This is a genomic window from Geodermatophilus sp. URMC 61, assembly GCF_052931555.1.
The window spans coordinates 2,037,238-2,057,972 of sequence record NZ_JBRFHZ010000002.1 but is presented as its reverse complement, the minus strand read 5'-3'; the positions used below and the strand labels follow the sequence as shown (position 1 = coordinate 2,057,972).

Annotated in this window: 18 protein-coding genes and 1 pseudogene; 11 read left to right on the top strand and 8 right to left on the bottom strand. The window is 77.5% G+C overall.

Annotated elements, in window-relative coordinates:
• Positions 1–4: 4 nt before the first annotated feature.
• Positions 5–1,633: a hypothetical protein gene (locus tag ACU610_RS09480; RefSeq protein WP_446767453.1), complete on the bottom strand. Its 1,629-nt coding sequence runs from the start codon at positions 1,631–1,633 to the stop codon at positions 5–7.
• 84 nt (positions 1,634–1,717) lie between these two features.
• Here ACU610_RS09480 and ACU610_RS09475 point away from each other — a divergent pair, with 84 nt between their 5' ends.
• The 3 genes and pseudogenes from ACU610_RS09475 (at position 1,718) to mug (ending at position 4,133) form a co-directional block, all read left to right on the top strand.
• Positions 1,718–3,112 carry a thioredoxin family protein gene (locus ACU610_RS09475; RefSeq protein WP_446767452.1) on the top strand — a complete coding sequence of 465 codons (1,395 nt, stop codon included), beginning with the start codon at positions 1,718–1,720 and terminating at the stop codon, positions 3,110–3,112.
• Positions 3,109–3,627: pseudogene (locus ACU610_RS09470) on the top strand (UGSC family (seleno)protein). The gene ACU610_RS09475 and the pseudogene ACU610_RS09470 overlap by 4 nt, the downstream one beginning before the upstream one ends.
• Positions 3,624–4,133 (top strand): G/U mismatch-specific DNA glycosylase, encoded by a 510-nt coding sequence (gene mug, locus ACU610_RS09465; protein ID WP_446767451.1) that lies wholly within the window; start codon positions 3,624–3,626, stop codon positions 4,131–4,133. The pseudogene ACU610_RS09470 and the gene mug overlap by 4 nt, the downstream one beginning before the upstream one ends.
• A gap of 22 nt (positions 4,134–4,155) precedes the next feature.
• On the opposite strand, the gene ACU610_RS09460 is transcribed toward mug, so the two are convergent.
• Positions 4,156–4,296 (bottom strand): hypothetical protein, encoded by a 141-nt coding sequence (locus ACU610_RS09460; protein WP_446767450.1) that lies wholly within the window; start codon positions 4,294–4,296, stop codon positions 4,156–4,158.
• A 16-nt stretch (positions 4,297–4,312) separates the two neighbouring features.
• Entirely contained in the window at positions 4,313–4,807 is a 495-nt protein-coding gene (locus tag ACU610_RS09455; protein ID WP_446767449.1) for an N-acetyltransferase family protein, read from the bottom strand.
• Positions 4,808–4,890: 83 nt separating this feature from the next.
• Here ACU610_RS09455 and ACU610_RS09450 point away from each other — a divergent pair, with 83 nt between their 5' ends.
• Positions 4,891–5,349, top strand: coding sequence for a winged helix-turn-helix transcriptional regulator (locus tag ACU610_RS09450; RefSeq protein ID WP_446767448.1), 459 nt, complete (start codon positions 4,891–4,893; stop codon positions 5,347–5,349).
• A gap of 26 nt (positions 5,350–5,375) precedes the next feature.
• Here the strand turns inward: ACU610_RS09450 and ACU610_RS09445 are convergent, their stop codons facing one another.
• On the bottom strand, positions 5,376–5,936 hold the full coding sequence (locus tag ACU610_RS09445) for an endonuclease V (protein WP_446767447.1): 561 nt from the start codon (positions 5,934–5,936) through the stop codon (positions 5,376–5,378).
• A gap of 671 nt (positions 5,937–6,607) precedes the next feature.
• On the opposite strand from ACU610_RS09445, the gene ACU610_RS09440 reads away from it, so the two are divergent.
• Entirely contained in the window at positions 6,608–7,984 is a 1,377-nt protein-coding gene (locus ACU610_RS09440) for an FAD-dependent oxidoreductase (RefSeq protein WP_446767446.1), read from the top strand.
• A 110-nt stretch (positions 7,985–8,094) separates the two neighbouring features.
• Here the strand turns inward: ACU610_RS09440 and ACU610_RS09435 are convergent, their stop codons facing one another.
• Together ACU610_RS09435 and ACU610_RS09430 are read right to left on the bottom strand one after the other, a co-directional pair.
• A complete protein-coding gene (locus tag ACU610_RS09435; protein WP_446767445.1) occupies positions 8,095–9,012 on the bottom strand; it encodes a cold-shock protein in 918 nt (305 codons plus the stop codon).
• A 152-nt stretch (positions 9,013–9,164) separates the two neighbouring features.
• Entirely contained in the window at positions 9,165–9,371 is a 207-nt protein-coding gene (locus ACU610_RS09430) for a hypothetical protein (protein ID WP_446767444.1), read from the bottom strand.
• 199 nt (positions 9,372–9,570) lie between these two features.
• On the opposite strand from ACU610_RS09430, the gene ACU610_RS09425 reads away from it, so the two are divergent.
• Positions 9,571–10,158: a hypothetical protein gene (locus tag ACU610_RS09425; protein WP_446767443.1), complete on the top strand. Its 588-nt coding sequence runs from the start codon at positions 9,571–9,573 to the stop codon at positions 10,156–10,158.
• A 238-nt stretch (positions 10,159–10,396) separates the two neighbouring features.
• Positions 10,397–11,455, top strand: a complete 1,059-nt coding sequence (locus ACU610_RS09420; RefSeq protein WP_446767442.1) for a 2,3-butanediol dehydrogenase — start codon at positions 10,397–10,399, stop codon at positions 11,453–11,455.
• Here ACU610_RS09420 and ACU610_RS09415 read toward each other — a convergent pair.
• Both ACU610_RS09415 and ACU610_RS09410 read right to left on the bottom strand, forming a co-directional pair.
• On the bottom strand, positions 11,430–11,714 hold the full coding sequence (locus ACU610_RS09415) for a YciI-like protein (RefSeq protein WP_446767441.1): 285 nt from the start codon (positions 11,712–11,714) through the stop codon (positions 11,430–11,432). The genes ACU610_RS09420 and ACU610_RS09415 overlap by 26 nt on opposite strands.
• Positions 11,715–11,733: 19 nt before the next feature.
• Entirely contained in the window at positions 11,734–12,672 is a 939-nt protein-coding gene (locus tag ACU610_RS09410) for an anti-sigma factor RsbA family regulatory protein (protein WP_446767440.1), read from the bottom strand.
• Between the two features lie 201 nt (positions 12,673–12,873).
• On the opposite strand from ACU610_RS09410, the gene ACU610_RS09405 reads away from it, so the two are divergent.
• The 4 genes from ACU610_RS09405 (at position 12,874) to ACU610_RS09390 (ending at position 20,733) form a co-directional block, all read left to right on the top strand.
• Complete coding sequence (locus tag ACU610_RS09405) at positions 12,874–14,631, top strand: helicase-related protein (RefSeq protein WP_446767439.1); 1,758 nt, start codon at positions 12,874–12,876, stop codon at positions 14,629–14,631.
• Positions 14,632–14,656: 25 nt separating this feature from the next.
• Positions 14,657–15,376 carry an SGNH/GDSL hydrolase family protein gene (locus ACU610_RS09400; protein ID WP_446767438.1) on the top strand — a complete coding sequence of 240 codons (720 nt, stop codon included), beginning with the start codon at positions 14,657–14,659 and terminating at the stop codon, positions 15,374–15,376.
• Positions 15,377–15,378: 2 nt separating this feature from the next.
• On the top strand, positions 15,379–16,161 hold the full coding sequence (locus ACU610_RS09395; RefSeq protein ID WP_446767437.1) for an alpha/beta hydrolase: 783 nt from the start codon (positions 15,379–15,381) through the stop codon (positions 16,159–16,161).
• 90 nt (positions 16,162–16,251) lie between these two features.
• Positions 16,252–20,733 carry an HAD-IC family P-type ATPase gene (locus ACU610_RS09390; RefSeq protein ID WP_446767436.1) on the top strand — a complete coding sequence of 1,494 codons (4,482 nt, stop codon included), beginning with the start codon at positions 16,252–16,254 and terminating at the stop codon, positions 20,731–20,733.
• Positions 20,734–20,735: the final 2 nt, after the last annotated feature.

Here is a 20,735-nt window from a genome sequence, read left to right as displayed (position 1 = left end):
CGCCCTACCGCACCTCGCCGGAGCCGTAGTCGCCGAAGGGTTCGGTGGCCACGGCGTTGATCGGCACCTCGGCCAGCGCCCGGCCGGCCGCGTCGAGGGTGCGCACGTCCCGGGCGCCGGTCGGGAGCAGGGCGACCCCGCCGCCGTCGGGCAGCGGGACGGTGGCGAGCACGCCGCCGCGCTCGTCGAGGACGGCGGCGGCCGTGGCCGGGGGAGGCGCGGTGACGACCAGCCAGCGGCCGTCGTCGGACGGCTCGCTCTCGGGAGAGGAGAGGTCGCAGACCCGCGCCACGACGAGCCCGGCCACGTCGGTCGTCCCCGGTGGGGTGTGCACGCCGCACGGCACGGTGCGCCCGGCCCCGGTGCTGCCGAGCTGCCCGGCCCGGGTGGTGACGACCAGCCCGCCGCCGGGGCTGCGGCCCACGACGACGACGGCGCTGCCCGGCACCTCGGCCATCGGCAGGGTGCCCGACCAGAGCAGCTGCGGCTGCAGCTCGGCGGGCTCGGCGCCCAGCGGGACGGCGATGTCGGTGAGCGCCTCGGTGACCAGCCGGTCGGCCGGACGGGTGGTCACCGGCCGCAGCGGCTCCAGCGGCGGGACGTCGGCGGCGCCGGTGGGGAGGGTGGGGGCAGCGCCGGTGGGGAGGGTGGGGGCAGCAACGCCGGCGCGGTACACCGGCTGCCCGTCGCGCAGCACCCGGACGCTCGTGCCGCTGCCCCCGCTCGTCGTCGGCACCTCGGCCACCGCGAGGCCGTCGTCCGCGGGGACCGGTTCGTAGGTCCGGCCGACCGTGCCGCGCGGCCCGACCTGCAGCCGTGGGGAGACCTCGACCACGTCGCCGGGGGCGGTGACGAGGACGAGGGTCGCCGGGCCCGGGCCGCCCAGCAGCAGCGACGCCGGCCGGTACGGGCCGAGGTCCTGCGGCACGTGCCGGGTCAGCCGCTCGGGCGGCGCACCCACCGGGCCGGTGAGCCAGACGCCGCGGACGTCCTCGTCGACCGTGCCGGCGAGCAGGACGACGCGGCCGTCGGGGGTGTCGGTGGCGAGGACGACGCGGCGCTCCTCGACCGGCGGCGGGGTCAGCGGACCCCAGTCGGCGCGGCGCGCGGCCTCGAGGAAGGCGGCGTCGCCGGCGAGCGAGCCGCGGGTGGGCTGGATGAGCACGGGGACGTCGGCGGCCTGCTGGGCGGTGCCCTGGAGGTCGGGCGGCTCCGTGGTCAGCTGGGGGACCACCAGGGCGGCGGCGGCCACGGTGGCGGCGGCCGTGGCGGCGAGCCCGGCTGTGCGGACCCGGCGCTGCCGGCGGGCGCGGGCGAGGGCGTCGGTGGCAGCCGCGTCGGCGTCCAGGCGCCAGCGCGCGGGCGGAACCGGTCCTGGTCGGGTGCGCTCGTCGAGCGACTCGAGGACCTGCGCGTCCCCGCGCGGCGACGCGGCGGCGTGCAGCGCGTCGGCGGCGGTGGTCGCGGGGTCGGTGCCGCGCCGTCCCCAGTGCCGCCGGGTGGTGGCCAGGGCGCGCTGGACGGCGTCCTCGGCGCGGTCGGGATCGCCGGTCAGCCGGAGCGCCTCGGCGAGGAGTCCGTCGCGCTCGTCGGCGACGAAGCGGCGGAAGGCCGCGTCGGCACCCTCGGTCATGCCGGCCAGTGTGCGCCGTGCAGGAGCCCTGGTCTCCCGCTCCCCGGTCGTCCGGGCCCGCCGCTGGGGCTAGCGTCAGCAGACGTGCAGCTGCCCGACGGACTGGTCGCCGTCGTCAAGCGGGACTGCCCGACGTGCCTCCTCGTGGAGCCGGTGCTGCGCGACCTGGGTGCCGCGGTCTGGTGTCAGGACGACCCGGACTGGTTCGACGGCGACGACACCGGCCTGGAGCTGTCGTACCGGCTGGGGGTCGAGACGGTGCCGACGTTGCTGCGCGTCGAGGGCGGGCGGGAGACGGGCCGGGTCGTCGGCTGGAGCCGGGAACAGTGGGAGGCGCTGACCGGGGTCGCCGGGCTCGGTCCCGGGCTGCCCGACCACCGCCCCGGCTGCGGGTCGCTGTCGGTGGACCCGTCCCGGGTCGACGACCTGGAGGCCCGCTACGGCGACGGGCTGGTCAGCCGGCGGGTGGAGCTGGCCGACCTCGAGGACGAGCACGAGGCGCTGTTCGACCGCGGCTGGACCGACGGGCTGCCCGTGGTCCCGCCGACGCCGAGCCGGGTGCTGCGGATGCTGCGGGGGACGTCGCGGGATCCGCGCGAGGTCGTCGGCGTCGTCCCTCCGGACCTCGTCGAGTGCACCGTGGAGAAGGTCGCGGTCAACGCGGTGATGGCCGGGTGCCTCCCCGAGTACCTGCCGGTGGTGCTGGCCGCGGTCGAGGCGGCGTGTGCCGAGGAGTTCGCGCTGCACGGGCTGCTGGCCACGACCTACTTCTCCGGCCCGCTCGTGGTCGTCAACGGTGCGGTCGCGCTGCGGATCGGGATGAACAGCGGGGTCAACGCCCTCGGCCAGGGCAACCGGGCCAACGCCACGATCGGCCGGGCGCTGCAGCTGGTGGTGCGCAACGTCGGCGGCGGCCGTCCCGGCGAGGTGGACCGGGCGACCCTGGGCAGTCCCGGCAAGTACACGGCCTGCTTCGCCGAGCGGGAGGAGGACAGCCCCTTCGCGCCGCTGGCCGCCGACCGCGGCGTGCGAGGGGACGCGGTCACCGTGTTCGCCGGCTCGGGGGTGCAACCGGTGGTCGACCAGCTCAGCCGGGACCCGGAGTCGCTGGCCCGCAGTCTCGCCGCCTGCCTGCGGGTGAACGCGCACCCCAAGCTGCCGATGGCCTTCGACGCCATGCTGGTCGTCTCGCCGGAGCACGGCCGGGTGTTCCGCGAGGCGGGCTGGGACCGGGCGCGGCTGCTCGCCGAGCTCGACGGGCTGCTGCAACTGCCGGCCGGCGAGCTGGTGCGGGGGGCGGGGGGCATGGCCGAGGGGCTGCCACCGGGGGTGGGGGTCGAGCAGCTGCCGAAGTTCCGGCCGGGCGGTCTGCTCGTGGCGCACGCCGGCGGGGACGCCGGACTGTTCAGCGCGATCATCGGCGGGTGGGTGTCCGGCGAGACGGGGAGCGTCCCGGTGACCAGGGAGGTGCGTGGGTGAGGACGGTCCTGGACCCGACGGGGGAGCGCAGGCCGGCGACGCGGGGGCTGCTGCCCCGGCCCGGCTCGCTGCGTGGCCGGACCGTCGGCCTGCTCGACATCAGCAAGGCCCGTGGGGACGTCGTCCTGGACCGGCTGGAGGAGCTGCTCCGTGCCGACGGGGTACGGGTGCTGCGCTACCGCAAGCCGACCTTCGCCCGGCCCGCTCCGGTGGACCTGCGGCACGAGATCGCCGAACACTGCGAGGTGGTCATCGAGGCACTCGCCGACTAGGGCTCGTGCACGTCGTGCAGTGTGCACGACATCGCCGATCTCGAGCGCCGCGGCGTGGTGGGGGTGTTCCTCGCCAGCGAGGCCTTCGCCGAGGCTGCCCGGATCCAGGGCCGGGCCCTCGGCTTCCCGGCTCCGGCGGTCCTGGTGCCGCACCCGGTGCAGGACCGCACGGACGACGAGCTGCGTGCCGCCGCGGACGCCGCCTACCCGGAGGTCGTCGCCGCGGTCACGGGCGACGGGTGAAGCCGCTGCGCGACGTCATCGCCCCCGGCCTCGACGTCCTGTTCTGCGGGATCAACCCCTCGCTGGTGTCGGCCGAGCGCGGGCACCACTTCGCGCGGCCGGGCAACCGCTTCTGGCCCGCGATCCACCGGGCGGGGCTGACCCCGCGGCAGCTGAGGCCCGAGGAGGACCTGCAGCTGCTCGACCACGGCCTCGGGGCGACCAACGTGGCCGACCGGCCGACCCGGACCGCCGCGGAGCTCTCCACCGCGGAGCTGCGGGCCGGCGCCGTGGCGCTGGGCGAGCTGGTGGCGCGGTACCGGCCGAAGGTGCTCGCCGTCCTCGGCATCACGGCCTACCGGCTCGGCTTCGACCGGCCGCGCGCGGGCATCGGGCTGCAGCCCGAACGGGTCGGTGGGGCGGCGACCTGGGTGGTCCCCAACCCGAGCGGGCTGAACGCCCACCACCAGCTGCCCGACCTCGCCCGGATCTACGCGCAGCTGCGGGACGCGGCGCAGGGCGACTGAACGACCCGGCCGGGCGACCCGGTCAGCGACGGGTCGAGATGGCGCGCAGCTCGTGGGCGGACTCGACGGTCGGCGCCCGGGCGAGCACCCGCTCGAAGGCGCGGTCCTCACGCATGCGGGCGCGGACCCGGCGGCGCTCGGCGATGGCGGTGCGCAGGGACACGGCGGTTCCTTCCGGGTCAGGCGGCGGCGGGCACCGGCGCGCCGGGCAGGGGGCTCTGCACGGTGTAGACGCCGTGGTCGGGGGTGAGGACGGCGCCGGGGAGCAGCCGCCGGACCAGCCCGACCACCCGGTCGTTGTCGGCTTGCACGTCGGCGGTGAGGCTGCGGACCCCGCGCCGTGCGGCCAGCTCGGTCAGCTCGCCGAGCAGCTGGCGGCCGACGCCGAAGCCCTGCCAGCCGTCCTCGACCACCACGGCCACGTCGGCGGTCGCGGGGTCGTCGGGGGAGCGGTCGTAGCGCGCCACCCCGACCACCTCACCGCCGACGACCGCGACGAGCGCCTCGCGCAGGTCGTGGTCGACCTCGACGAGCCGGGCGGCGTCGACCGGCGTCCGGCGCAGCGGGGCGTGAAAGCGCCGGTAGATCGTCTCCGGGGAGAGCCGGTCCCAGAGCCGGCAGAACAGCGGGCCGTCGTCCGGTCGCACCGGCCTGGTGTCCACGGTGATGTCCATCCCGACCTCCTGAGTTCGTGCGGTGAACTCTGCTCCCCAGTGCTTGGTTCGTCAAGTGAACTCAGCCCGGCTATGCTGGAGCCGTGAGCGAAGCCCTGTGGGACCGGTCGCGGTGCTCGGTCGCGGGCACGCTGGCCGTCGTCGGTGAGAAGTGGAGCCTGCTGGTGCTGCGCGAGGCGTTCCTCGGCGTGCGCCGGTTCGCCGACTTCCAGCGGGTGCTGGGCGCGCCCCGGGCCGTGCTCACGGACCGGCTGAACACGCTGGTGGACCAGGGCGTCCTGCGGCGGGTCCCGTACCAGGCGGAGGGGGAGCGGCAGCGCCACGAGTACCGGCTGACGCAGAAGGGCATCGACCTGCACCCGGCGCTGGTCGCCCTCATGGCCTGGGGGGACAAGTACCTGGCCGGGGACGGCGACGCCCCCCTCGAGCTGCGGCACCGCGACTGCGGCGAGCCGGTGCACCAGGTGCTCGTGTGCGAGGCCGGGCACCAGCTCAGCGGCGCCCGGGACGTCCGGCCGGTGCCACGGGCCGCCCACGGGTGAGCGCTCCCCGTCCCCGGGAACGCGGGTCAGGGCCGGCGGCGGGCGCGTGCGTCCCGGGCCAGGCGGCGGGCCTCCCGGAGGGGGAGCGGGGTGCGCACCGCGGACGACGAGGTGAGGACGAGCGCGGCCGCGGCCTCGGGGTCGGTGCGCCACGCGGCGTGCGCCACGACCGGACGCGCCCCGGCCGCCGTGCGCACCCAGCGGGCCACCTCGGCACCGTCGAGCGCGAGCGGTGACGTGTCGCCGCGCGCGGGCCCGGGTGGGGGGCCGGGGGCGAGGAGGGGGCGGTCGGTGACGCCGACCGTGGGCAGGTCCAGGACGGCGCCGAGGTGCAGCGCGAGGCCGGCCCGCCGCGGGTGGTCCCGGCCGGCCGCGGCCAGCAGGAGGACGTCCGGCCGGAGGTGCAGTCCGCCCACCGCGGCGGACAGCAGCGGCCCCTCCCGGGCGGCCAGCAGCCCGGGTTCGTAGGGCACCGCGAGCGCGCCCTCCACCACCTCGGTGGCCAGGACCCGCGGCCCACGGGTCACCACCGCGGCCGCCCAGGCGGGACCGACGTCCCCGGCGGAGACGACGACGGCGGCGGCCACGGCCGGGAGCGACGCCCCGGGCCGCCAGGCCGGCGGTCGCTCGGTGGCGAGCCGCGGCTGGTCGGCGAGGACCGCGGCGGGGAGCGTCAGACCGGCTGGGGTCCGGAGGGCGGCGGCGCCGACGGGTCGGTGGGACCGGGCACGGGGAACGGGGCGGGCTCGGGCGGCGGGACGGGGTCCACGGGCGACGGCGTGGGTGACGGTGGTTGCGGACCGGGGGGTGGCGGGACGGTCATGGACCGACGCTAGTCCCCGGGAGGAGCGCTCGAAGAGCCGAACGGCGCCCGGAGGTGCCCACCGCGAGGCCCGCCGCGGCGGTGGAGGCCACGAGCACCCGGGCCCTGCGCCGCTGCTCCGGGCCCGGGCGCCGCGGGTCCGCCGGCCCCGACACCGGGCCCGGGAGACCGCCGGGATCCGGCGGCGCCGGCGCGCCGGAGCGCAGCAGGGAACGGCGGCCCAGCCGGTCGGCGTCCCGCGCGGCCAGCACCGGGGGGCACCCCTGCGAGCGAGGGCCCGGGCCGGGGCCAGGCCGGTGCCGCTCGACCCCCGTGAGGACGACGACGGAGCCGGCCACCTCGCGCGACACCGGACCTCCCGGGGACGACGGCCGGCCCGGGGCCACCCCGTCGTGGACCGGCGGACGCGCACCGGGTCCCCTAGCGTCCGGGGACGTGAGCAGACGCGTGGTGGTGATCGGTGGGGACGCCGCGGGTGGCAGTGCGGCGTCGCAGGCGAAGAAGCGACGTCCCGACCTGGACGTCGTCATGTTCGAGCGGGGCCGTGCCACGTCGTACTCCGCCTGCGGCATCCCGTACTGGATCAGCGACGCCGTCGACTCCGAGGCCGACCTCATCGCCCGCACGCCGGAACAGCACCGCGCGATGGGCGTCGACGTCCGGATGCGGACCGAGGTCGTCGGCATCGACCTCGACCGGCGCGTCGTCCACTGGCGCGGTCTGGACGACGGCGGCAGCGGCGTCGAGCCGTTCGACGAGCTGGTGTACGCCACCGGCAGCGTGCCGATGCGGCCGCCGGTGCCGGGCATCGACTCGACCGGGGTCCACGGCGTCCAGACGCTGGACGACGGCGCGGCGCTGCGGGCGGCGCTCGACAGCGGTGACGTCCGCCGGGTGGTCGTCGTCGGTGGCGGCTACATCGGCCTGGAGATCGCCGAGGCCTGCCGGATCCGCGGGCTCGACGTGACCGTCGTCGACATGTCGGCGACCCCGGTCGGCACCTTCGACCCCGACGTCGGCGAGTTCATCGCCGAGGCCGTGCGCAAGGAGGACATCGAGCTGGTCCTCTCCGACGCGGTCGCGGCGATCGAGACCGACGCCGGCGGCCGCGCCCGGGCGGTGGTGACCGCCAGCGGCCGGGAGCTGCCCGCCGACCTGGTGGTGCTCGGCCTGGGCGTGCGCCCGGCCGTGCGGCTGGCCGAGGAGGCCGGCATCCCGCTCGGCGTCTCCGGCGGCATCGCGGTCGATGCGGGGATGCGAACGCAGGTCGAGGGCGTCTGGGCGGCCGGCGACTGCGTCGAGTCCGTGCACCGGCTCTCCGGCCAGCGGGTGGTCGTCGCCCTGGGGACCCACGCCAACAAGCAGGGCCGGGTGGCCGGCATCAACATCGGCGGCGGCTACGCCACCTTCCCGGGCGTCATCGGCACCGCGATCACCCGCATCTGCGAGCTGGAGGCGGCCCGCACCGGGCTGTCCACCGCCGAGGCCGAGGCGGCCGGGTACCAGTTCGTCACCGCCGTCGTCGACTCGACGACCAAGGCCGGCTACTTCCCGGGCGCGCAGCCGATCCGGCTCAAGATGATCGCCGAGCGGCGCAGCGGGCGGCTGCTGGGAGCGCAGGTCGTCGGCCGGGAGGCGGCGGCCAAGCGCATCGACGCGCTGGCGATCTGCATCTGGAACGAGATGGACGTCGACGAGATCCTCTCGCTCGACCTCTCCTACGCCCCGCCGTTCTCGCCGGTCTGGGACCCGGTGCTCATCGCCGCGCGCAAGGCCTTCGAGGCCGTGGAGGCCGACGTCCGGCAGCTCTGACGCCGGGCCCGGCAGCCCGCCGGCGCCGCACCCCGCGGGGTGCGGCGCCGGCGACCCCCCTGCAGGGTCCCGTCGCGAGCTTGCGAGCGGTGGGGGGCAGGGGGGCTCCCTCAGACCGGGTCGACCCGGTCGGCCTGCCGGCCGCGCTGACCCTCGCTGGCGTCGAACTCGACCCGCTGGCCCTCGTCGAGGCTGCGGTAGCCGCCGCGGTCGGCGATGGCCGAGAAGTGCACGAACACGTCCGGCCCGCCGTCGTCGGGCTCGATGAACCCGAAGCCCTTCTCCGCGTTGAACCACTTCACCGTGCCGGTGGCCCGGCCCCCGCCCGAGGGACGGCGACCCGCACCGGCGCCGCCGCGCCCGGCGTCCCGGCCGCCGTCGCGGTACCCGCCGGAGTCGCGGTAGCCGCCGCGGTCCCGGTCCTGGTAGCCGCCGCGGTCGGACCAGCCGCCCGAGTCGCGGTACCCGCCGCCGTCCCGGGGGTCGCCGCCACGCTCGGCCGACCGCACGTCCTCCGCCTGCGGTCCGCGCTGCCCCTGGGTGACGTCGAACTCCACCCGCTGGCCCTCGTCGAGGCTGCGGTAGCCGCCGCGGTCGGCGATGGCCGAGAAGTGCACGAACACGTCCGGCCCGCCGTCGTCGGGCTGGATGAACCCGAAGCCCTTGTCGGCGTCGAACCAGGAGACCGTGCCGGTGGCGCGGCCGCCGCGCGACGGCCGGCCGCCGTCCCGCCCGCGGTCGCCGCCGCGGCCCCAGTCCCGGTCGTCGTCCCGCCCGCGACCCCGGTCGTCGCGCCCGCGCTCCTGGCGCCGCGGGGCGCCGCCGACCGGCCGCACCGAGTCGGCCTGCGGGCCGCGCTGACCCTCGCTGGCCTCGAACTCCACCTGCTGGCCCTCGTCGAGGGTGCGGAACCCGCCCTCGTCGGCGATCGCGGAGAAGTGGACGAAGACGTCACGTCCTCCGTCGGCGGGTTCGATGAACCCGAAGCCCTTCTCGGCGTTGAACCACTTCACCGTGCCCTGCGGCATCCACGTGCTCCTGCACTGCTCATCGCCGGCGGGCCCGTCCCACCGGCCTTCCTCCGGCCACGCCGTCCCCGAGGAGAGGCACGGCCGCGCCTCCAGCCTCCCTCACCCGCCGCGCGCCCGGGCGGGCACCCGGCGGGACACCGGTGCCCGGCTCACGCGGCGCGCACCCGGCGGGTGGCGGTCATGCGGTCGAGGCGGTCGTCGAGCAGCTCGTTGAGCCGGGCCTCGGCGGCCTGGCAGGCGGCGACCGCGGCGCCGCTCGGGGAGTGCGCGAACACCGACCGGGCCGCACCGAGCTCACGGTGGGCCTCGACGATGCGTCGGTCGATCTCGGACAGGGGGACGACGGCGGACGTCATGGTGCTCTCCGCGGGTCTCCGGCCGGTCCGACTGTCCGAACCCAGGCCGCACGGTGGCCATACCCATCGGTGACCGTTCCATCCCCCGTTCGGCACACGTGCGGCGTGTCCGGGAGGTCGGCGGCGTGTCCCGTTACCCGGACGCGGGTGCGGGTAGAGGCGGCCACTCACACGGGCACACGATCGACGGAGGAAACGGATGACCACCAACACCGACAACCACTTCGTGGCCCAGGCGGTGCACGACCTCGGCTCGGCCCTGTGGTTCGGCGGGGCGGTGATGGGCATCGCCGGCGTGAACAAGTCCGGCCAGGACCTCTCCCAGGGCCTCGACCGCATCCGGGTGGCCGGGTCGGCGTGGAGCCGATACCAGCCCGCTCAGTTCGGTGGCATCGCCGCCACCCTGCTGGCCGGCCTGCGGCTCACCCAGGTCGGCGGCCGGCGGATCGCCCTGCAGAAGGGCTTCGGCACCGTGGGCGCGCTCAAGGCAGGCCTGGCCGTGGCCGGCGCGGGCGCCACCGCGTACGCCGCCTACAGCGGCAGCCGCATCGGCAAGGCCGCCGAGGAGGCCGCGCGCCGCGGCGAGCAGGTGGAGGTCAAGGACGCGACCCTGCCGACCCAGAACACCCCGTCGGAGATCGCGAAGTGGCAGAGCCGCCAGCGGGTGACGCAGTTCCTCGTGCCGGCCCTGGCCGGCGCCAACATCGTCTGCAACTCGTGGCTGGTGCAGTCCTACCGTGTCGGGGCGACGGCCAAGGGCGTGCTGCGCCGGTTGCTCCCCGACTGAAGGAGGACCACCCTCCCCCCACGCCTCGTCGAAGGACCCCGTCCTCCCCACCCTTCGCGAGCTCAGGGCGGGACCCGGGACGGGGCCGGCGGGCCCCTGGAGGGTGGCCGTTCCAGCACGTCACCAGGCTCAGGGGGGCCGGGTGCAACCGGCTGCAACGCTCCCGGGGACCGGGCGCCTCGCGGTGTCCTGTCGGCAGCCCCCCTGCGGGGGTCCACCGACGGACGGAGACGACGCCATGAGGGCAGCCCGGTTCCACGGTCGCGGCGACATCCGGGTCGAGGAGGTCCCGGACCCCCAGGTGCGCCCCGGCACGGTCGCCGTCGAGGTCGAGTGGTGCGGGATCTGCGGCACCGACCTGCACGAGTACCTCGAGGGCCCGATCTTCGTGCCGACGCCCGACGCGCCGCACCCGCTGACCGGCGAGAGCATGCCGGTCACCCTGGGACACGAGTTCGCCGGCGTGGTGGCGGAGGTCGGCCCCGGGGTGGACGACGTCCGGGTCGGCGACCGCGTGGTCGTGGAGCCCTACGTCGTCTGCGGCCACTGCGACGCCTGCCGGCAGGGCCGCTACAACGTCTGCCGGACGCTGGGCTTCGTCGGCCTCTCCGGCGGCGGCGGGGGCTTCTCGCGGTACGTCGTGGCCGAGCGGCGGTGGGTCCACCCACTGGGTGACCTCGGCACCGACGTCGGGGCGCTCGTCGAGCCGCTCGCCGTCGCGTACCACGCCGTCCGGCTCTCCGGTGCCAGGCCGGGACAGTCGGCGGTGGTCTTCGGCGCGGGCCCGATCGGGCTGGTGACGACGGCCGCTCTGCGCGCCGCCGGGGTCGGCGAGGTCATCACGGTGGAGCCGGCCGAGGCGCGCAAGCAGAAGGCGACCGTCGCCGGTGCGTCCACCGTGCTCGACCCGCGCGAGGTCGACGTCGTCGAGACCGTCGACGAGCTGACCAAGGGCCGCGGTGCCGACGTCACCTTCGAGTGCGCCGGCGTCGACCAGGTGCTGGCGACGGCCATCCGGTCGACCCGCGCCGGCGGCACCTGCGTCAACGTCGCGATCTGGGGCCACGAGGCCCGGGTCGCGATGAACGACCTGGTGTTCCGCGAGGTCAGCGTGCTGGGCAGCCTCGCCTACGCGCACGACCACCCGGCGACGATCGAGATGGTGGCCTCCGGCCGGGTCGACCCGTTCCAGTTCATCACCGGGCGGATCGGGCTCGACGACATCGTCGAGCGGGGGTTCCGCGAGCTGATCGACAACAAGGAGGAGAACGTCAAGATCCTGGTGCAGCCCCGATGACGACGTTCCGCGGCCGGATCGTCCAGCCGGTGACCAGACCGTGGACCACGTACGGGTCGGACTCGACGAAGCGCTCCACCACCTCGCGCGGCGCGGTCCACACCAGCAGCGCGCGGTCGTAGGGGTCGGGGAGGGCCCCGGCCATCAGCAGCTCGCCGCGCTCGTGGGCGGCCCGGGCGAGGGCCAGGTGCTCCTCCCGCAGGGCCGCCCGGTGCTCCAGGTAGTCCTCGACCAGCGCGTACTCCAGGACCAGGTGCACGCGGCCAGTCTGGCAGGGTTCAGCGGAGGTCGGTGGTCAGCCGCACCGTGACGCCGTCCGGGCCGGAGCTGATGTCGACGTGGTCGCACAGCTGGCGGGCCAGCCACACCCCCATGCCGCCGTGGGAGAGGTCCTCGCCGTGGGCCGGGCCGTAGCCGACGAACGGGTCGTCCAGACCCGGGCCGTGGTCGGTGACGGTGCACACGACCCGGTCGGCCGACGTCCACAGCCGCAGGCCCACCGGTGGCCCGCCGTGCCGGACGGCGTTGGACGTCGTCTCGTCGACGGCCAGCAGGAAGTCCTCGACCACCTCGCGCGGACCGCCGACGGCGGCCAGTTCGGCGGCGACGGCGTGCCGCAGCGCGACCGGGTCGGCGACGTCGTCCACGGCCAGCTGCGGGGCCCCGGACTGCAGCGGTTCCCACGGCACCGGCAGGCCGCGCAGGTAGTCGGCCGGGTCGACGAAGCGCGGGTTGGGCGTGCGGGAGCGGCCGGTGACGACCGTCGAGTGGGTGCGGGCGACGGACTCCAGCACCGGCTCGGGCAGCCGCGTGGTGTCGAAGACGCACAGCCCCCACAGCGGCCAGGGGGCGAGCGCCTGGTTCAGCACCGCCTCGTAGCGCTGCCACTCCAGCCACTCGCGCTCGGTGCGCCCGAAGTCGGTCTCGCCGACCACCCGGACGCGGTGCGCGCCGGCGGCGGTGAGCTCGTCGGCCAGCCGGCGGAACGCGATGACGGCCGCGGGTGTGCGCCGCGCGTAGGCCGACCCCCGCTCCAGCACGCGGACCCGCTCGTCGTCCACGGCTGCGCGGACGACGTCGGCGGTGGCGGCGGAGGCGGTGACGACGACGGCGTCCCCGGCGGCCAGGCCCTCCTGCACGAAGGGGACCGTGGCGGCGACCAGCTCGTCAGGGGAGGAGAAGAACAGGGCGTCGTGCACGTAGCGCGAGCCGGGCACGGGGACGGTCCCGTGCCGAAGCGCCGTGTCCACCTGTCCGTTCCCCTAGCGTGCGGTCCGCCGATGCCCTCCCACGGTAGCCAGCACCGCGCCGTGCTCGCCCGCGGACACGGGGCGACGTCCCCCACGCCGGGCATGCCCGCGGGGTCCCCGGTGTTGTCCCTCCCGAGCCCTGACGGGCCCTCGCCCGGCACGACGCCCGTGGCCCACCTCCCGCACCAGACGACGGACGCCGTCCTGCCTGCCCTCCCGCACCCCCTGCCCGTCGCCCGGGACACGGTGGCCACCGGCCCGGCCCTGCCGGTCCGCGGCAACCCGCCGCGGCGGGTCGTGTTCCACCTCGGCCCCACGAACTCCGGCAAGACCCACGACGCACTGGCCGCCCTGGCCGCGGCCGGCTCCGGCACCTACGCCGCACCGCTGCGCCAGCTCGCCCACGAGGCGTACGCCCGGCTGTCGGCGCAGCTGCCGCCCGGTGCCGTCGGCCTGTCCACCGGCGAGGAGCAGATCGACCCCACCGCGCCGATCCTGTGCTGCACCGTGGAGAAGGCGCCGCCGCGCGGCGAGCTGCTGGTCCTCGACGAGGCGCACTGGGTCACCGACCCCGACCGCGGGCACACCTGGGCGCGGCTGCTGCTCACCGGCGAGTACCGCGAGATGCGCGTCATCGCCGCGGCCGAGGCGCTGCCGGTGCTCGAGCCGCTGGTCGCCGACGTCGCCGGCGTGGCGGTCGTGCGACACGACCGGCTGTCCCGGCTGGACGTCCTGCGGGCGCCGGTGCGGCCCTCCGGCGTGCGGCCGCGGACACTGGTCGTCGCCTTCTCCCACAAGGCCGTCTACGCCACCGCGGCGGTGCTGGAGGCGGTCCGGCCGGGCCGCACCGGCGTCCTCTACGGCGCTCTGCCGCCGGCCACCCGACGCGAGGTGATCGACCGGTTCACCCGCGGGGAGCTCGACGTCCTGGTGACCACCGACGTGATCGGGCACGGCATCAACGTGCCGGCGGCGACCGTGCTGTTCGCCGAGACGACCAAGTTCGACGGGATGGAGCGCCGGCCGCTGCGCACGTGGGAGGCCGCGCAGATCGCCGGCCGCGCCGGCCGTTACCTGCTCACCGGCCACGGCACCGTCGGCGTGCTCACCGGCGTGCCCGGGCTGCGGCCCGACACCGCCCTCGTCGCGGCCGGCGCCGCGGTCGCGCGCGGCACGGTGGCCAGCGACCTGCCGCAGCGCACGCCACGGCTCCGCCCGGAGCTCGACGACCTGGGCGCCCGCACCCCGGTGGACCTGCCCGGGGCCCTGGCCCGCTGGGCACGGTGGGCCCGGGCGGCCACCCGGCACGAGGCGGTGACGGGGGACGACGTCAGCGGGCTGGTCGAGCGCGCCGAGGCCCTCCTGCCGTTGCTGGAGGGACCGGTCGGGGCGAGCACCGACCTGGAGACCGTCTGGCGGCTGGTCACGCTGCCCATCGACTTCGACCCGCCGCGCCGCACCCGCTGGCTCACCCTGGCCCGCGCCGCGCTGCTGCACGGGGCCGGGTACCGCGTCCCGCCGCAGACGGTGCTGCCCGTCCGGCCGCGGCGGGGACCGGTGGAGGACTTCGAGCAGGCGGCCGCCGCCGCGCGCGACGCCGCGACGCTGCTGCGGTCCTTCCCGGGCGTCGCCGGGCTCACCGCCGAGGACGCCGCGGGGCTGGAGCGGCAGTGTGCCGCGCGGATCACCGAGCTGCTGCCCCGCGCCATCGCCGCGGCCGGGCCGGGCCGGTGCGTCGACTGCGGCTCGCCGGTCGCCCCGCGGTTCCCCACCTGCCGGGCCTGCGCGGCCCCCGGTTCCCGGCGGGGGGCCCCGGCCGGCCGGGGTGCGCCCCCGGCCCGCCGTCGCGAGGACGCCGGCGGCCGCCGGTCCGGGCGCACGGGCGCGCCGCGTCGCGAGACCGCACGGCGGGCGGGACGCGGCTGACCGCCTCCGGGCGCACCATGGCGGGGTGACCGGCACCGCGCGGTACGTCGCGCTGGGCGACTCGATCTCGATCGACGACTACTCCGGCGGCCCGGGGCGCGGCGGGGCCAGCCTGCTGTTCGCCAACCGGGACGACGACTTCCCGGAGTGGTGCGGGCGCGACCTGCGCAGCACCGTGCCGGGGACGGCGTTCACGCTCCTGGCCACCGACGGCGCGACCACCGGCACGCTGCTGGACCGGCAGCTGCCCCGGCTCGCTGCGCTGCCGTCGCGGCCCGACCTGGTCACGCTGACGATCGGGGGCAACGACCTCCTCGGCGCCTACGGGGACACCGCGGCGGCGCGTGCGGTCGTCGCCCGGGTCGCGGCCGCTCTCGACCGGGCGCTGACCGCCATCGGCGAGGTCCTGGCCCCGGACGGCCGGGTCGTCGTGGGCACGGTGTACGACCCCAGCGACGGCACCGGCGACGCGGCCCGGCTCGGCCTGCCGCCCTGGCCGGACGCCGTCGCGCTGATCACCGAGCTCAACGACGCGCTGCGCCGGGGAGCGCTCCGGCACGGCGCCGCCGTGGCCGAGATCGCCGAGCACTTCCACGGCCACGGGCTGGCCGCCGGTGACCCCCGGCGCGCCGAGGCCCGGCCAGCGGAGCGGGACCTGTGGTTCTGCTCTCTCATCGAACCCAACGCCTGGGGGGCCGGCGGCGTCCGCGCGGCCTTCTGGGCGGCCCTGCACGGCTCCGGTTGACGGTGGACGCCCCCGGCCCGACCTGGACCCGCCGGCGGCTGCTCGCCGCCGGGGCGCTCGCCGGCGTGGGCGTCCTGGCCGGGTGCGGGCTGCGGCTGCCGGTGCCCGGGGGCACGGGAGCGGAACTCCGGCTGACCGCCCGCCCGCAGCCGCAGCCTCCCGCCGCGCTCCCCGCGCCGGGGACGCAGCCGCTGGACCCGGGCGTCGAGCGGCCGCCGCTGCTGCACGTGCCGCCCGGTCTGGTCGCCGGCAGCCCGGCGCCGCTCGTGGTCGCCCTGCACGGCGCCGGCGGGGACGCCGCGGCCGGTCTCGGCATCCTCGGCGGCCTGGCCGACGAGCGGGGCCTGCTCGTCCTGGCGCCGGCCTCCCGCGGGTCGACGTGGGACGCGGTCACCGGCCGCTCCGGCGAGGACGCCGCTCTGCTGGACCAGGCCCTGGCCCGCGTCTTCTCGACCGTGCCGGTCGATCCGGGGCGCACCGCCGTGGCCGGGTTCTCCGACGGCGCCTCCTACGCGCTGGGCCTCGGCCTGGCCAACGGGGACCTGTTCGCCTCCGTCGTCGCCTTCTCCCCGGGCTTCGTCCCCGGGGCGTCGCGGCAGGGCCGGCCGGCGGTGTTCGTGTCGCACGGCGACGCCGACGGCGTGCTGCCCGTCGAGCGGACCAGCCGGCGGATCGTGCCGGACCTCCGCGAGGAGGGCTACGACGTCACCTACCGGGAGTTCTCCGGCGGGCACGCCGTCCCGCCCGAGGTGGCGGCGGAGGCGGTCGACCGGCTCGTGGGGTGACGGCGCGACGCTCCGGGGCGCGGGCGGGCGGCGACCGGCGTAGCGTCCGCAGACACCTCACGTTCCGGGGACCGAGTTCCGGGGGAGCCGATGGCCCTCAGACGCCGGATCGGCAGCGCGCTCGGCGCGGCCGTGACGCTGGCCGGTGCCGGCGTGGTGGCCGGCGCCGGGGTCACGGCCGGGCTCGTGGGCGGCACCGCCGGCCTGGTTGAGGGGCCCGCCCGCGCCGTGCTGTCGCGGGCCCACGCGGCCGCGGTCACCGGCACGCGCGCCGTCGGCACCCTGGTCACCGGCGCCGACCCGCTGCCCGACGGGCACCTGCGCGACATCGTGGACACCGTGCGGGGGATGGTCGAGCCGCCACCGTCCCGGCACACCCGCCGGGTGTGGGCCGACCGGGGTCGCGTGCAGGTGGAGCTGTGCGTCCCGGACGCACAGGAGGCCCCGGAGGTCCGCTCCGCGCTGCGTCGCCACCTCGAGCGGCTCGAGGGCGTGGAGTGGGCCACCGTCAACGACGTCGTCGGCCGCGTGCTCGTCGCCTTCGACGACCGCCGGGTCACCGTCGAGGACCTCGTCGGCACGGTGACCGCCATCGAGAAGGCCCGGGGCGGACAGGGGCTGTTCCCGGCGCGGGAGGACCACCCGGCCGACCTGGAGCCGCTGCTGGCCGCGCTCGTCGCGGCCGGCATCGACCTCGCCGCCGTCGGGGTCGCCTACGCGGCGAAGATGTCGCCGGTCCCGGCGCTCACCCGCCACGCGACCCTCGCCGTCGCGCTGCTGGAGTCCCAGACGTGGCTCAAGCGGGTGCTGTACCGGCGCGTGGGCCCGACCGGCACGGAACTGACCTTCTCCGGCGTGAGTGCGCTGCTGCACGCCCTCACCCAGAGCCCCACGGTGCCCGCGCTCAACGCCGCCGCCGCGCTCCAGGAGGTCCTGGAGATGCGCGCCCACCGGCAGGTGTGGCGGCGCCGCGAGTGGGAGCTGTGCCGCCCGGAGCCGGACGACGGCGAGCGGGAGCCGCTGACGCCACCCGGCGACCGGCCGCGCCCCCTGCCGCCCGGCCCGGTCGAGACCTACACCGAGCGGCTGGCCCCCACCGAGCTGGCCGCCGCGCTCGGCCTGCTGGGGCTCACCGGCCGCCCCGGCCGCTCGGCGGACCTGCTCAAGGCGCTGAACCCGAAGGCCGCCTTCCACGGGCGGGCGGCGTTCGCCACGACGCTGGACCTCCTGCTGTGCCGCCGCGACGTGCTGCCGATGGACGGCTCGGTCTACAAGCGGCTGGACCGGGTGGACGCCGTCGTCGTCGACGGCGACGCGCTCTGCACCGGCCCGCCGGTGGTGCTGGAGGCCACCGCGGAGGCCGACGGGTGGGACGACGCCCGGGTCTGGACGGCCGCCGCACGGCTGGTCGGCGCCCTGGAGGGTGACGAGCCGGACGACGACGTGCGGCTCGGGCGGTCCCGGGCCGCCGAGGACGCGCCCGGGGCCGAGGTCCGGCAGGTGTACGAGGGCCGGCGCCGGGTGGGCACGGTGACCGTCGCCCGCGAGCTGGACCCGTACGCCGAGGCGTTGCTGGCGACCGCTGCCGCGACCGGCGCCCGACTCGTGCTCACCGCGCACGCCGGCACCCGGGAGGTCGCCGCGGCCGCGGACGAGGTGGCACCCGCGGACGAGGCGCTGGTGGCCACGGTCCGCCGGCTGCAGGACGACGGGCTCGGCGTCCTCCTGGTCAGCCACTGCGACGGCCCCGCGCTGCTGGCCGCCGACGTCGCCGTCGCCCCCGTCCGGCCCGGCCGCGCGCCGGCGTGGGGTGCCGACCTGGTGACCCGACCCGGGCTGGCCGACGCCTGTCGGATCGTCGCGGCGACGACGGCCGCCCACACCGTGAGCCGGCGCTCGGTGCAGGCGGCGCTCACGGGCAACGTCCTCGGCGGGCTCCTCGCCGCCGTCGGCAGCGAGCGGTACGGGCAGCAGAAGGCGACCACGCCCGGCAAGACCGCCACGACCGTCGCGATGCTGGGCGGCACCTGGGCCGCCGTCCGGGCCGCCGGCCGCCCGGTCCCGCCCCCGACGGTGCACACGCCCTGGCACGCGCTCGACCCCGACGAGGTGCTGCACCGCGTGGCCGAGCTGCCGGCCGCGGAGGACGCGCGGCCGGTCCGCTTCCGCCGGGTCCGGGCGCACCCGCTGGTGCGGGGACCGTCCCGCTTCGTCCGCACCGTCGCCGCCGAGCTGGCCGACCCGCTGACCCCCGTGCTCGGCACCGGTGCCGCCGCCACCGCGCTGCTCGGCGAGGCCACCGACGCCGTCCTCGTCGGCAGCGTCACCGTCGCCAACTCGCTGGTCAGCGGCCTGCAGCGGCTGCGCGCGGAGACGGCGCTGGAGTCGCTGCTGCTCGAGCAGGACGTCGTCGTGCACCGGGAGACCGACGGCGGCCGCGAGGAGGTGCCCGGCAGCGCGCTGCGGGTCGGGGACGTCGTCCTGGTGGAGCCCGGTGACGTGCTGGCCTGCGACGCCCGCCTGCTGGAGGCGGTCGACCTCGAGGTCGACGAGTCGAACCTGACCGGGGAGTCGCTGTCGGTGGGCAAGTCGGTGCCGGCCACGCCCGGGGCCGACGTCGCCGACCGCACCTGCGTGCTCTTCGACGGCACGACCGTGGTGGCCGGGCGCGGCCGGGCCGTCGTCGTCGCGGTGGGCGACGCCACCCAGGCCGGCCGCGCGGCCCGGGCGGCCGGCGGCGCGGCGCCCCCCGCGGGCGTCCAGGCGCGGCTGGGCGAGCTGACCCGCTCGGTGCTGCCGCTGACCCTGGCCGGCGGCGCGGCGGTCACCGCCCTCGGGGTGCTGTGGCGCCGCCCGCTGCGCGACGCCGTCCGGGACGGGGTGGCCGTCGCCGTCGCGGCGGTGCCCGAGGGGCTGCCCCTGGTCGCCACGGTGGCGCAGCAGGCGGCCGCGCGGCGGCTGTCCCGCCGGGGCGCCGTCGTCCGCAGCGCGCGGGTGCTGGAGGCCCTCGGCCGGGTGGACACCGTGTGCTTCGACAAGACCGGGACGCTGACGGAGAACCGGCTGCGGGTGGCGGGGCTGGTCCCCCTGGACGGGGGGCTCGACGAGGACGGGCTGCTGCGGCTGGTCGCGGCCGGTGTCGGCAACGGTGACGACCGGGCGCACGAGACCGACCGCGCGGTCGTGGAGGCCGCCGAGGAGCGCGGGGTGTGCCCCGACGGCGACGCGGGGGCGAGCCTGCCGTTCGCCGCCGGGCGCGGCTTCTCCGCGGCCGTGCGCGAGGGCCGGCTCGTGGTCAAGGGGGCGCCCGAGGTGGTCGCCGGCCGCTGCCGGGACGCCGGGGACCTCACCGGGCGGGTGCAGGAGCTCGCCGCCGAGGGGCTGCGGGTGCTGGCCGTCGCCGACCGGGAGTGGGACGGCGGCGCGGGCGACCTGGAGGAGGAGGCCCGGGACCTCACGCTGCGCGGGCTGGTCGGACTCGCCGACACGGTCCGCGGCTCCTCGGTCGCGGCAGTCGAGCAGCTGCGGGCAGCCGGCGTCCGGGTCATCGTGGCCACCGGCGACCACCCGGAGACCGCCCGCGCCATCGCCGCCCAGGCCGGCGTCCCCGGTGCCGACCAGGTCGTGACCGGCGCGCAGTTCGCCCGCGCCTCGGAGGCCGAGCGGGCCCGCATGGTGCGCGAGACGGCGGTGTTCGCCCGGCTGTCGCCGGAGCAGAAGGTCTCGCTGGTCGCCGCGCTGCGCCGGGCCGGGGCGACCCTGGCGATGACCGGGGACGGCGTGAACGACGCCGCGGCGATCCGGCTGGCCGACGTCGGGGTGGGGGTCTCCGGTGCCGAGTCGCCCGCCGCCCGTGCCGCTGCCGACCTGGTGCTCACCGACCTGGACCTGACCCGGCTGGTCGACGCGATCGGCGAGGGCCGCGCGATGTGGTCGCGGGTGCGGGACGCGGTCTCGGTGCTGGTCGGCGGCAACGCCGGCGAGGTCGCGTTCACGGTGCTCGGCACCGCGTTCGGCGGGCGGGCGCCGATCAACACCCGGCAGCTGCTGCTGGTCAACCTGCTCACCGACATGTTCCCGGCGCTGGCCGTCGCCGTGGCCGCGCCGCGGGGTGCCGCGGTCGACGGGGACGACGGCCCGCTGGCCGGGCACCCGCTGGCCGCGGTGCTCGAGGCCGGGCCGCAGCGGGGCTTCGCGCGGGAGGTGCGGCGGATGGTGCTGGTCCGCGGTGCGGCCACCACCGCCGGTGCGACGGGGGCCTGGACCGCCGGGCGGCTCACCGGGTTCCGGGGGCGGGCCGGGACGATGGGCCTGGCCGCGCTAATCACCAGCCAGCTCGGGCAGACCGCGTGGGCCGGCCGGCGCAGCCCGCTCGTGCTGGTCACCGCCGCGGGCTCGCTCGCCGTCCTGGCCGCCGTCGTCCAGACGCCGGGGCTCAGCCGCTTCTTCGGCTGCACGCCGCTGGACCCGCTGGCCTGGCTGGTCGTCCTCGGCTGCGCCGCCGCGGCCACCGCCGGCGCCGAGGTGCTGCCGCGCCTGACCGGGTCGGCCGGGTCGAAGGCGTCGGGCTGACC